The sequence below is a fragment of the Clostridium sp. CTA-6 genome (assembly GCF_054768115.1).
The window spans coordinates 124,287-137,919 of the sequence record NZ_BAAAAU010000012.1 but is presented as its reverse complement, the minus strand read 5'-3'; the positions used below and the strand labels follow the sequence as shown (position 1 = coordinate 137,919).

The 13,633-nt window shown below is 24.8% G+C and carries 14 protein-coding genes; all 14 read right to left on the bottom strand.

Annotation, left to right across the window (positions count from 1 at the left end):
- Nucleotide 1: 1 nt before the first annotated feature.
- Nucleotides 2-724: a hypothetical protein gene (locus tag ACYUDJ_RS18210; protein WP_460289847.1), complete on the bottom strand. Its 723-nt coding sequence runs from the start codon at nucleotides 722-724 to the stop codon at nucleotides 2-4.
- Between the two features lie 86 nt (nucleotides 725-810).
- Nucleotides 811-2,091: a hypothetical protein gene (locus tag ACYUDJ_RS18205; RefSeq protein WP_460289846.1), complete on the bottom strand. Its 1,281-nt coding sequence runs from the start codon at nucleotides 2,089-2,091 to the stop codon at nucleotides 811-813.
- Between the two features lie 12 nt (nucleotides 2,092-2,103).
- Nucleotides 2,104-3,129, bottom strand: a complete 1,026-nt coding sequence (locus ACYUDJ_RS18200) for a hypothetical protein (protein WP_460289845.1) — start codon at nucleotides 3,127-3,129, stop codon at nucleotides 2,104-2,106.
- A 30-nt stretch (nucleotides 3,130-3,159) separates the two neighbouring features.
- Complete coding sequence (locus tag ACYUDJ_RS18195) at nucleotides 3,160-3,465, bottom strand: hypothetical protein (protein WP_460289844.1); 306 nt, start codon at nucleotides 3,463-3,465, stop codon at nucleotides 3,160-3,162.
- A gap of 69 nt (nucleotides 3,466-3,534) precedes the next feature.
- Nucleotides 3,535-3,867 (bottom strand): holin, encoded by a 333-nt coding sequence (locus tag ACYUDJ_RS18190; protein ID WP_460289843.1) that lies wholly within the window; start codon nucleotides 3,865-3,867, stop codon nucleotides 3,535-3,537.
- Between the two features lie 30 nt (nucleotides 3,868-3,897).
- On the bottom strand, nucleotides 3,898-5,550 hold the full coding sequence (locus tag ACYUDJ_RS18185) for an N-acetylmuramoyl-L-alanine amidase (RefSeq protein WP_460289842.1): 1,653 nt from the start codon (nucleotides 5,548-5,550) through the stop codon (nucleotides 3,898-3,900).
- A 10-nt stretch (nucleotides 5,551-5,560) separates the two neighbouring features.
- The gene (locus ACYUDJ_RS18180; protein ID WP_460289841.1) at nucleotides 5,561-5,902 is read right to left on the bottom strand and encodes a hypothetical protein; all 342 of its coding nucleotides are present in this window, start codon (nucleotides 5,900-5,902) and stop codon (nucleotides 5,561-5,563) included.
- An 85-nt stretch (nucleotides 5,903-5,987) separates the two neighbouring features.
- On the bottom strand, nucleotides 5,988-7,079 hold the full coding sequence (locus ACYUDJ_RS18175; RefSeq protein WP_460289840.1) for a signal peptidase II: 1,092 nt from the start codon (nucleotides 7,077-7,079) through the stop codon (nucleotides 5,988-5,990).
- A 13-nt stretch (nucleotides 7,080-7,092) separates the two neighbouring features.
- Complete coding sequence (locus ACYUDJ_RS18170; protein ID WP_460289839.1) at nucleotides 7,093-8,100, bottom strand: hypothetical protein; 1,008 nt, start codon at nucleotides 8,098-8,100, stop codon at nucleotides 7,093-7,095.
- A 12-nt stretch (nucleotides 8,101-8,112) separates the two neighbouring features.
- Nucleotides 8,113-8,370, bottom strand: a complete 258-nt coding sequence (locus tag ACYUDJ_RS18165; RefSeq protein WP_163279163.1) for a hypothetical protein — start codon at nucleotides 8,368-8,370, stop codon at nucleotides 8,113-8,115.
- A gap of 61 nt (nucleotides 8,371-8,431) precedes the next feature.
- Nucleotides 8,432-11,341 (bottom strand): hypothetical protein, encoded by a 2,910-nt coding sequence (locus tag ACYUDJ_RS18160; protein ID WP_460289838.1) that lies wholly within the window; start codon nucleotides 11,339-11,341, stop codon nucleotides 8,432-8,434.
- A 22-nt stretch (nucleotides 11,342-11,363) separates the two neighbouring features.
- Nucleotides 11,364-12,434 (bottom strand): hypothetical protein, encoded by a 1,071-nt coding sequence (locus tag ACYUDJ_RS18155; RefSeq protein WP_460289837.1) that lies wholly within the window; start codon nucleotides 12,432-12,434, stop codon nucleotides 11,364-11,366.
- Nucleotides 12,435-12,502: 68 nt separating this feature from the next.
- Nucleotides 12,503-13,042, bottom strand: a complete 540-nt coding sequence (locus ACYUDJ_RS18150) for a hypothetical protein (RefSeq protein ID WP_460289836.1) — start codon at nucleotides 13,040-13,042, stop codon at nucleotides 12,503-12,505.
- 9 nt (nucleotides 13,043-13,051) lie between these two features.
- Complete coding sequence (locus ACYUDJ_RS18145; RefSeq protein ID WP_460289835.1) at nucleotides 13,052-13,630, bottom strand: hypothetical protein; 579 nt, start codon at nucleotides 13,628-13,630, stop codon at nucleotides 13,052-13,054.
- Between the last annotated feature and the right edge of the window lie 3 nt (nucleotides 13,631-13,633).

Genomic DNA, 13,633 nt, shown 5'->3' with positions numbered 1-13,633 from the left:
CTTATCTCACCTCACTTATATTCATAAAATCATTATTAAAAGGTATTTCAAATAATTTACCATTACTTAAATTCCCCTTGTTAACACCATTAATGATTTGTGTATCTATAGTTTTAGTTAATAAATTTAAATCATCTATACCATAAGTTTCAAAATCAGATTGTTCTAATATTTCCTTCCCTTCTAATTGTGTAATAGGTTCATAATTACCATTTTTATAAAAGTCAGATTTTATCGTATAATATTGATCGTTTTGTCCTAATAAATATTTATTTTTTTTATTAAAATACATTTCTATTGTATGTATATAAATCCAATTGGCTGTATCTCCATTATTTGAATTAAAAACTAATTTATACTCTTTGTATCTATTAGCATTATTAAAACTTTTATTAATTTGTTTATTATTATTATCAATGACAATCCCTTCGCTTTCTGAAATATTGCATAATAAATTATTGTCACCATACAAGTCTACTGAGTTCCAATATATCTTTGCATTATTGTATACAAACAATAGCTCATTAACTACTGTAAAAGAAGGAAATATGTAAGAAATCCATTTAGAAGTAGAAGTATATTTATTTACCCAATTTGTTGTTATATCTCCATCGAAAGCCTTAAATGCTTGAGTATAGTTAGATGAGTCAACGGAGCTAACTTTACATTCTCCACTAGGAGTTATATCACTTGTCATAATAGGTATTAAATTAACTTTTTGCATATCATTTATCTCCTTTCTTTAAAATTCATTTTTAATTTGTTAGTTCTTTATACAATTCTTTCATCTTTATCAAAATTCTATTTTCTTTAATTATTATCCACGTAAATAATTGTATATGTACCATCTTGTATAAATTTATAATTTATAGTCTTATTATATTCATCAAAACTCCATATGTAGTTCAAACTAGGAATATCTTGCCCTTTCATATCAACTGTAATAGATATATTATCATTGTATAAATTGTCAAAAGAATTATTCTTTTCTAAATAATATCCAAATCTTATTTTAGGGCTTCTATTTCTTAAAATAATTAAATCAACCATTTCAAGATTATTTACTTGTTCAACAGTTAATCCCTTGTTGACTATTTCAGATAAATCATTTTCATCTATATTTACTAACATTTTATTAATAGGATCATAACTATTCCATGTAATACCACTATCTAAACTAAATATTAATCTATTTTTAGAAACATCTCCATCATTTGCTATCCATGTAATTTTATTAATTTTATCAACCCCATTTAAATTAATATCATCATTAGCTTTAACTACTACAGGAAAATAAGTTCCTGTTAATTTAATTTTTTCAATTTCATTTTCTTCATAATTTTCAATTTTATCTAAAGTATGAAATAGATTCTTATTTATATGACACTGATATTCAGTGAAGTTTTCTGTTTCTTGTATTTTAATAAACGTATCCTCTTTAATTTTATTTTCCTGTTTCATACTTCCATCAAAAAATATATCAGGAGCATGTGTAAAACTTGTGCTATCTCCATTGTTAAATCCACAATCGTATTTCACTATATTTCCTTCCCCAGCTCTATATTCTAATACACTTGTACATATATTTTGAATATCAGTAGGATTAGTTAATACAATTTGTTTAGTCTCTCCTTTTTTTATATTTAATTTAGTATTTTTAATTTGAGAATTTTGCACTATAGAATTTATTTTATTTGCATATGTAGATAATTCATCTGATTTTGTAGCAATAATTCCTTTATTTAATAAAGCTTTACAAATCAAATCTTTTTTGTCTATAATATTATTTGATATTTCTTCATCTGATTTCGTGGAATAATCTATGCCAATAGCATTTCCCACTAAAACTTTTAAATTGTTTTTATTCCTATTGGCATATTGAAAAAGGTAAGCAAACATTTCCATTATAGATTTTCCTTGCAATTCGGTAGGTAATATAGAAGAATCACCTAACTGCTTACCTATATAATGCAATGTTTTATCGCTCTTGCCTAGATACAAATTAACATCATTATCTTCTTTTATAAAATATATTCTTCCTTCAACTGCTTCCAAAGGTTTACTTGATAAAGCTTCAAAGCTAATATTCATAGATTACACCTCCTATAATTCAAATTTATTCCATGAAGTTATACCTGTCCCACCACTAGAGTTTCCTTCAATTAAATTACCATTAAACAATAATTCCCCATCTTCACTTGTAGTTAATTTATTTAAAGTATCTTTGTTGGTATGATTATGTAAATCTGTTTTATACGCTTTTAATTCAATTTCTTCAGTTAAATCTTTATGAGCATGATTTATTTTTGCATAATTATTTAATTTATTCCCACCATCTTTTATTGTTCCATCTGAATTTAATATAGCGATATTATCCTGAGTTGCACTAACAACTTTGTCTAATTTATTGTTAACATCAGTTTTTCTTGCTATGTTTTCATCTATTTTATTTTCTGGCAATATACCTTTAGTTTCTACCATCAAATTTAAAGGCTCTATAGTAAAATCCCTTCCCATATTGTCAGAAGAAACTTCATAAGTTGGTTGCCATTTTAATCCATCATAAATATAAAACATTTTTTTATTTTCGCTTTGTTCATCAGCCCTAACAATGGCGGTATATCCTGCTTCAGCATCAGGAATTTGTGTTAATTCTTCATATGTATTTACAAATCCTCGAAATTGCATCCCTTTTTGACTTAAATCTATCATTTTTTGAATATTATCTTTAATTCCTTTTAGCATGTTCAATTCAGCAACAGTAACTTCTAAACCATTTAGGGATTTAGCAACTAATTTATTATCTTTAATTTGAATAGAGTTATTATCAATTTTATTTTCTAAATAATCTGCTGTGTCAGAAGAATTCAATTTTACTAATTCATCTTTCTTGTTTATTATTTCTGTTTTCAATTCTAATATATCACTTTTATTTTGGATACTATCTGTTTTTAAAGTTGATATATTAGAAGTATTTATATTTATATTAGAATCTTGCTGAATATTTTTTTCTTTTATTGAGTTTATTTCTGTTGTATTAGCACTGATTCTTTTATTAACATATGTTAAATCTGTAGAACCACTATTACTTCCACCATTAGAAATTCCACCTATACTTACAAAAGGCATAAAAATCACTCCTTTTTTCAAACAATTTTATTAATAAGTTAATCCATCAAAATAAAATCTACAAGCATTTTTAACTTTAATTCTATATATGCTAAGTTTATTAATAACTAATGGCATGTTTGGTGTTATTAAAGCATAAGATTTGCTATTATCAAAAGATATGTAAATTGGTTCATCTGGTGAAATAATTCTTATACCATTTATGGTTACAGGTCTATCGTTATCATCATACATTTGTATTATTTCTCCATCTGTAGCTTGATAATACCCTTCTGCATCAGCTTTAGGATATTTTGTAGATGATATAAAATAACTATGTTCAGTTAATGCTCCCATTCTAATTACCTCCTTTAATTAAAAATAAAGGGCTAGTACATAAAATACTAACCCTAAGTTTTGTTAAGATTAACCTTTTATTACATCATCAAATTCTTTTGTATCTGTAGCTACATTTGCATCTTCTCTCTTTTCCCCTTTAAAATCATATGTACCTGTTGCTGTAAGCCCTACTAATGTACCATTAATAATCATTAAATATAATTGAGCAACATCAAATTTATTTTGCATAACAGAAACCATAATTACATTTAATATACCTATAACTATAGATAAATACTTAGTAGGAATTTGTTTAAAAGGTTTTAAATCCTTTAATACTTGTACAAACATAAAAGTTACCATCATACATCCTGTAAATGTAGCCAATTGTTCTAATTTCATAAAATCATTAACTGACATAAAAATCACTCCTTTTATTTATAAATTATTTTATATAAACTTCATAAAATCTATAGTTTCTTTTGCTGTTAAATACCTATCTTCCCCTTTTATATTCCTAATATTACTACTTTGAGGAACATCTTTATCATCCCCTACAAGATAAATAAAGTCATAGTTAGTTGTATTTATATTTTTGTTTTCTCTTGAAGGACAATTTAATTTAGCAGCTAAATATTCTGCGGCTCTTTTATCTACATAATTATTGTAAATAACTATTTTATTTTTGGCATTTTTCTCTTCTTGAGATATATTGTATTTAGTTACATTCCATTTAATATTTCTTTTAGTTAAAATATAACCTATAGTTCTTTCAAATGTATTATTTGCATCTGAGCCAGATATTAATGTATCTAAATAAGAAGTATATGCTTTCTTATTTCCTCCTACAGCAAATATATTTTCCACATTTTTATAATCATAAGGTCTATGTGCTTCTATTGTTGAGCAATTTAAGAAATCTCCTAAGTACTCCGCCGCATTTTCATCTAGTCCATATTGATAACAAATTATATTTTTCACTTTTATTTCCTCCTTTTTTTCTACTGGTTTGTTAAATGAAGAATTACCTCTTTCATTTACTGTTTTACCCAAGATACCTTTAACAATTGCATTTGCTATTCCTTCCCCACCAACTTTTCTATAAATAGACACATCTAAAGTAGCCTCACAAAAGAATGGTTCAATAACTACACAAGGACAACTCGTATTATTTATTTCAGCTAAACCTCTAGTATCTGATTTAGCACCTCTTGATTTGAATCCTAAATTGGATAATTCTCTTTCAATTTTAGTTGAATAGTTTTGTCCTTTAGAACTATTTCTATGATATAAAACTTCACAACCAATTGCTCCACTATAAGAATCATATGCATTATTTACATGACAACTAATAAATATGTCAGCACCCCACGCATTTGCTTTGTTTATCCCATAAAACAAACTATCTGATAAACTTCTATTTGCTTCTGGTGGTGTACAATCTAAAACTTGACATCCTAATGCTTTGAATTTAGATATTAATCTGTTTTTATAATCTTCGGCTACAGTAATTTCATTAACTATTCCTGACGCACATCCATCAGCACCAGTTCTTTGATGACCTCTTCTTATCGCTATCTTCATTACGTTATCCCCTTTCTTTTCTGTTTTTGTATTCATAAGTCTGCTTAATAAGTCTAATAGTTTGTTTGCATATTGTTTATCACTAGCCCATTTACCACCTCCTAAATCTTCAACATTAATAGCACAACCTCTATCTACATATTTAAATCTAGGGTCTATCAATTTTTGTTGTTGCGGTAGATTATTTTTACTACAATAAGCAAAAAGATGCTGAACATGACATTCAACACCTTCATTTTTTGTATTAAATTTTAAAGCTTGTTTTCTTCCATTTCCGTCTAAAGCACCTAATCCAGCATAGTTATGCATATCTAATGTTGTTATACTCGTATCTGAATATTTAAGAAAATTGGTCTCTAAACACATTTGCACCCATGCTATTTCTAATCTGATTCCATAAATATCACAATATTTTTTATATATGTTAGCTAAATATGGTGCATTAGGATTAATATTATGTAAAAATAGTTCACATTGATCTATTGTTGTTTGAGAAACCCCCATGATTGAAATAGCCATTTAATATCACCTACTTTAAAAAATATGTAATTACTGAACTTGCAATTGCAGCCAAAGCCATAATAAATCCCCAAAACTGTTTTGTTTCATAGAATCTCTTTTCTTGATTTGTTCTTTCCCCATTTGTAAATGTTTCTAATATTTTTGTTACCATATCATTCATCGTATTTTGTTGTTTATCCATTTTTTCATTCATATTTTTTGTCTGTTCTTTAGAAGTCTCATTTATCATAACTTTAATTTCAGCTTGGGATTTTTCAATATTAGCTAATTGAATTTGTTGTCTAATATCACTTTCCTCTAATTTTCTAATTCGATTTTCATGGTCTTGTATTTGATGTTCCATGTCCATTGTCAAAATCTCCTTTCATTAATCACCTCTTTTAATAAATAATTTTAAAACTGGTTATTTATTAAGTATAATATATAAATATTTTTTAATATCCATAATTTATCTTTATATCTCCATTAAAATACAACTCTACTTGTAGTAAAGTATTAGATACATAAGTCGCTTTATATCCCGATTCTCTTACTTGCTCCCATCTTCCAACACCATCAAATTGCAAACTAAGATTGTCTAATTCTTCCTTATTAACTATATTATCCATACTAAACAAATAGGCAAATCTAATCTTTTTGGTAGTAACCAATTCATTCCAAAATATATCATTAATAGAATTAAACAATTCTATACTCATTCCGTTAGCCCTAATATCTTCAATATTTAAGCCTATATTTACCCATTTGTTTGTTTTAAATGTTTTCCAAGTAATACCACCATCGACACTGCAAATTATTTTTAAATTATTTCCTATAGCTGTTAAATTAAAACTATTAATACTTACTACATTTGATAAATTTAAGTCTCCTTTAGGAATAAGTAATCTATCATGGGGGATAGCTTTTATATTCAATTTCTCAATAACTCCGTCTTGAAAAGATCCAAAACTTTCTATTTTTTTAAAATCAGATTTTTTTATATGAGTACTATATTCTACTCCAGTTTCCACATCTTCAATTACTTTAAAATCTTGTGCAAATTCTGTTTTTAAATATGCTTTTCCATCAAATACTACCATATTATCTTTTACAAAATCATTGGATTCTCCATTAGTAAATTCATTTTTTGTTTCTATTAAATCTTGTGTGTTTTCTGTATCATATCGTAATATATTTACTTGTGGTACTTTGAAGTCAATAGTATTAATAGGGATATTAACTATTCGTGGTTTTTCTAAGCTACCTATGATGCCCATTTTAGATATTTGTTTCATAGAAAAGCCCGAAGATTCTCCTATTTGGTTAGCATTAACTGTTATGAATTTTCCAGTATCTCCACTATAAGCAACAATTTGTTTATCTTCTTTATTTGTAACATCTACATCTTCAAGCTCCTCGAACTTTGTAATTCTTTTTTCTATTATTTCTTTTTGTATTTTTTCACTACTCCAAGTTGTCTGATTAGAAATTATTCCATCATCCATTATTACATCATTTCTTAATGTAACATTAAAAAATTCACTCATTTAAAACACCTACCTAACTAACGAGTAGTTGAAAATTTCTAATATAATAATTTGTATCTGATTTTTGTTTTGTAATTTTTATATAAATTTCTTTTGTTTCTTGAGATTTGAAATTTTCTAATATCAATTCTTCGCTATAATTGATATTATCTAAACTTAGTTTAATCAAATCTTGAGATGCAGTTTCTGTTCCAATTATTATATTATTATAATCTTTTATATCTTTATTTTTTATTTGTACTATTTCTTTATAACTTTGTAAAACCCCATATTGCTCATTTGTGACTACCTGATTATTATATTTTATCTGAAAGTTATATGGTGAATTTATATATACATCTCCAAAAGAAAATCTCATTAATTCACTTTGAAATATATTGTTACCCTCTAAATCTTTAATAACTACATATCCTATGAAAATAGTTTCAATAAATAGTTTACATTCCATATCTTCATTAAATTCTCTAATTTGTATTAAATTATTATAATTATCGTATAGTTCACATTTATATTTTTGTTCAAAATTTATAATAGTTACATAGGGGTTTTTATAAACTTTATAATTATTTAGTATAAAATCTTCATTGCAAAACTTTTGAAAGCCTTGTTTAGTTACAGTCTTATCATATTCCATTCCACCTATATTCTTATAATTTACACCATCTGGACTAGAATAAGTTTGTATATAATTATTTTTTTTTAATATTCTCCAATATTCATTTTGCTCATCTAACTTTTCTGTTTTCTTTTCATCTTTTATTCCGAAGGTATATAGTTCATTACCTAAATACATCATAGAATAATCTCCGACTTCCATGTTTTTAAAATTTTCTTTATGGAAATCTATAACAAATTCATTATAATGAAAACTCCTTTCTATCATATTATTAGATGCTAATTTTATTTTTCCTGTACCAACATCTCTACTTACTAAAGAATTTCTTGCAAAATCACTAAAACTAGAGGTAAGATAAAAATTATCTACCTCTAATAACCCATCACTTATTTTTAATAATGTCATATTATAATACCTCTAGAATCTTGCAGGTGGGACTAAGATTGTATCTGTTGGCACTATCTCACACAAAACTATATCGTCTATTCCACTTCTATCACTACTACTATGTAGTATTTCTCTAAATTTACTTTTTGCTTCATCAAAATTGCTAGTAAAAATTTCTGGTCTCCATCCTGATGTAGTATTATGAAAAACCCCCCACATTTTTTGACGAGGATTATTAAACATTCCCTGATGTTCATTATAAACAGATTTATAACTTGCTGTTGCCATAAAAAATTCCTCCTTTAAATATAAAAAGTCTAACTTTTTAGTTAGACTTTAATAATTCGTTTTATTTTTGAAATAAATGTTGTTTTGTTTGTATTTGAGTATTAAGCATATAGTGTCTATGTGATTTAATTTTATCAACATCTTTAAAAATATCTTTATTTTTTGCTTTATTAAATTGTCTTTCTACGTCCATAAATCTTAAATTTCTCCAGAAAGGTACTATATCAAAATGATGATATTTAATATATTCTATTAATTTACCTAATAATGCACCTGCAAATTTTATACCTAAGTTTTTGTAAATTGTATGATTTTCATCTGCTTCAAACCATAGCTGTTCAGCTTCCCATCTAATCCATCTATAACCTCTTAAATAATGTTCTCTTGAGTTATTTTGTTCCATTTTTCTTATTGTCGAATCCATACTAAGCCAGTCAAATATTAATTCAAGTATAAATTCTAATGCTTCTTGTCCTGTACAATTCTTAAATTTACTAACATCTTGTAAAACAATCATTCCTACTATATTAACCATATCTAACATTATTTCTATACTTACATCTATTTCTTTAGTGCCATAATTTAAATCATTTCCTCCATTTCCACTGTCTATCATATATGGAGCAAATGAAATAGGATGTTGATTAATGACTTTACTTGTTTTTATAATATTATTGTTAGATACTAAAGGCATTTTTGAATAATCATAATCAAAAGGTAATATTTTTCTATCAAAAGGTGAAGTTGGATTTAATACCCACCATCTTTCGGTTACTTCTAAAGAGTTATCTTTGTTTTTATGAATAGTTGTTTTGCCTTTTTCTAAAGATTTGTTACAAGTTTTGTTTAATAATTTATGTTTTTTAATTAGATGGTTAGAAGTTTCTTTTACCATTTCAATATTTTTAACATGGGATAACATACTTAAAGTTCCTTTAAAAATACTATTAGAATATACATGTTGTAGTAAATTGCCTTTCTCTTTTACTATAGTATAAGACATAATATTTTTATCAAGAAAAACATTATCTTGTTTAAATACTTCTGCTACTGGCATAACTTTTTCTAATAGACTATCGTACTTAACATTGCACATTTCATTAATATAGATATGTTTTAAAAGTACATTTTCTTTTTTATTAATATTATTAGGTTTTATTCTTTTAATATTTTTACCATTTATATCTTTATTTGTTTTTATATAAGTTTTCCCAATTAATTTATTTTTATTTTGAACAGTGACAAATTTGAATTTCTTATTTAACAATATTTTATTTCTATGAGAGTTAATATTTTTTTTCTTTTTATTAAGTAATATATTATTAGTTTTATTCAAATCTTTTTTTGTGTGTTCTATAAAAATGTTATCTGAGTTATATATTTCTTTATTTTTTTTCTTTAATTTTTTAGTTACAAACACATTTAATCCCTTGTTAGGATTGATTAATTCCTTATAAGTTTTTATGTTATTTATGTCTTTACAACTAATTGTAATATTTTTCATTACATTGATTATATTAATATCTTTAATTCCTTTTTTCTTTGTTAACCATAATCCATCTTTTTTATAGAATTGTTTATTTATAAACATTTTTTCTAATAAATCAGATTCATTTTTTATAATATTTGTAAAAGATTTATCTAAACATAAGTAATTTGATTTGTCAATATTAGAATAAGACTTATCAATAAAAATATTATCTAAAATATTCAATTCTTTTTTAGATTTTTCCGTAAAAATATTGCTATTTAAAATAATACTATTCTTATATTTATTTAACAGTAACACATCTTCATAATATTGAATTATAGAATGAGTTTTAATTAATGATTCACCCTTGTTTATTTTAAATAATTTTTTAAAAGTTAAATCTAAACAATTGTTTTTGCTATTTAAATAGATACTGTTTTTACTTTTGTTTAAATAATTTATATTATTTATTAAATATATTCCATTAGACTTATTATCAATTTCTTTACTAATTATTTTATTATTTAAAATAATATTTATTTCTTCTAATTTCTTTCTGCAATAAAAAGTATCATTAATCTTGTTTATATTTTTATAGCTATTACTTAAACTTTCAATATTTTTATTTATATATATGTTAGTTTTATAACTAGTAAAAAAATCAATATGACTATTAGTATATAATTCTACTTTATATCTATTTATAAATTGTTCATTAACATCTTTATAAATATTTGTTTTATATCTATTTAAAAAAAGTGAAGAATAATTAATAATATCAGCCTGAATTTTGTATCTATCTAATTCGTTTTTATGATTGTTTTTATAAATGTAACTCTTATATTTATCTAAAGACAATATACGATTATTGATAACATCTATTTTAACTTTATATTTATTCAAGTTATATTTTTCGTTATCTTTTATCATATTTCTATATTTTGAATCTAACAATAAATTACTATAACTATTCTGTATTTCTCTATATTTAGAACAAGTAAAAATATTATCATTTTCTATAAAGATATGCTTATCTGAATGAAACAAAAATGCCCTTTTATTATCTAAATATATTTGTTTATTATTATTATTTAAATTATAAATTTTACCTATATTTTTAATATCTATATTTTGATATTTTTGAATAATTTTGCTTGTATTTTTGTTTATATTCCATAATTTAAATTTATTTAATAAAACATAATCTTTAGCAATCAAATTATTCTTCATTACATTCTCTAATAATTTATTTATAGTTTTATTTATTTTAATTTGACGATACAAAACTATTGGAATTACTTGTTGTTTATACAGTGATATATTAGATTCCCTATTCAAATCTTTATTTTTTTCAATATCTATATATTTCTTTTCTTGACTTTTCAAAAACATTTCTTTTGTTTTAGATATATATTCTTCTTGTTTATATATAAATGTACCACTAGAGTGAACATCCCCTACATATTTAAAACTACATAGGGGTATTTTATGTAGGGGCATTTAAATCACCTCTTTATATATTTTATGGTTCTTGATGTTCTGGTGGCATTGGACAATAAAAATCACCACTGTCTTTATAGCATCTAATAGCTATACAATATGAATTATTGGCAGTATTATTTAAGAAATTATAAGGGGCAGTAATTTTAAACTTTTTATAATTTTCTTCATTATCTGTATTTCTTTTTAATACTAACCTATCAGCATCAAATATTCCATAGCCATCGCCAACCAAAATATTTTGCATTTTCCCTCTTTCCATTTCAACTGGATGTATTAAAGTTATATCTGAGAACTGATATTTTTTATTATTCCATCTTGATCCACCATCAACATTACATTTATCCATGAATTGATGAGCAGTATAAAAGGCTGGTATATGTGGTTGCATAGGCATACCTATTTTATTAGCTATCATGCATACATCTGTTGTTCCTGTTGCAGTTCTTTCTCCAAATTTTCTTTCAAAAACAGGCTCTATATTTGAAGATGTAGTGATTCCAAAATTATATTCCTTATCATCATCACTATCTTCTTCTATTTTTGTTAAAGAGCCTAAATAAGCATATCCTGTTAAATAATTTGTATAAGGATATACATCAGGTGATGGGTCTCCTCTTAATACAATATTTACAGCATCTTTTGTAACATTCATCCAATACTGTATAGGCAACCAATCTTTTACCCCTGCCATTGGTTTAGTATACCAAGCTAACCTACAAGGAGTATTACAGGTTTCTTCATTTAAATCTGTGACTTCTATTTCTTTTAATTCTCCTGAAGTTTTGTCTATTATTGATTTGTTAATAGTAACAATATCACTTCCTATTGCCATTTCCATATGTGTAGTGCAACCTTTTTCTCTATAAAGCCTCACATGAAATTCTTTCCCAAAAGTTGTTACTGCTTTTATTAACGCAAAATTTGTTATATCTGTCTCTTTTGTAGGATAAACTAATGTCCATTTATAAGCCTCTGTTGCATTAATACATATTTCTGTAGCTAATGTCTTAACAACATTTTTTACATTTGTATTTCCTTCGACATAATAAAACTTGTCATTTTCAAATAAACTTAATTTACTATCTGCCATTTTAAAATTCCTCCTTAAAATATAAAAAGTCTAACTCTAAAAGTTAGACTTTAATAAATTATTTTGTTTTATAAAGTTAAATATTCAAAATCCATTATAAATTGCTTGCTATTTCCTTCTTGATTATTGTATAAAATTATGATTTTATCACCATTTTTTACCTTACAAACTCCATTAAGATAATTAAATTGACCTACTTCTTTTAAATAAATATTATCTAATAGAGTTTCATTATTAAGTTTAACAGTAAATCTATCAGTCTTTTTCCACCCTGATTGTGTAGCTAATATTCCTGTTAAAAAACTTTCTCTATTAAATTCAATTTCTTTTTGAATAATATTATTTTTCAAAGGTGGAACATCTATCATAATACTTTTAATCTTTTGTGTTCCATTTAGTTTAAACATTATAAAATCCACCACATCATCAATCACTACTTGGAAATTGATTAATTGTTGTGGAAGCATATCTAATAAATCCTTTAATATACTTTCGATTTTTTCTTTATTTAAATTTGGCATTTTTTCTGCTAATTTTTGTTGTATAACTTTTAAAAATATAACTCTTAGATTTGCTTCTTCTAAATTAATTATATATCTTGGTAACATACTCTTCACCTAATTATCCTCTAAAATATTAAAATCTACCCATAAAATTTTGCTTGTACCACTATTATTTTTAAAATTAAATACAATTTCATCATCTTTATTTATATTGTAGAACACATTAAAAACTTTATTCTCTCCAAAATCTTTTGTTCTCATATTGTCAAATAATACTTCAGATGTACTCTCAATATCTTTAACTACAGATAAGTCTATTGTATCTAAGAAATGCCATGTACTTAAAGAATATGTAATACCTGTTATTTTACCTTTCTTTGATGCTTTAAAAATAATAGGATAACTTTTGTTTATCGCAGGTATTTCTAGCATTTTACCATATACTTTTTGAGTACCTGATATACCTATATTATTTGATAAACTTTCTAATTGTTTTGCTAGATTATTTAAAGATGATATTAAATTTGTATAATCTATTTCTGGTATTTGTCCTTTTATACCTTCTAATAATTCTTCAATTTTAGATGTATCAACAGATAGGCTTCCTATATCTACATCTATTTTGTTTTCTAAATAATCCTTTAAAATAGGGTCTAGTTCATCCCAGTTCAATATGTACGATGGTAATCCCAAAAT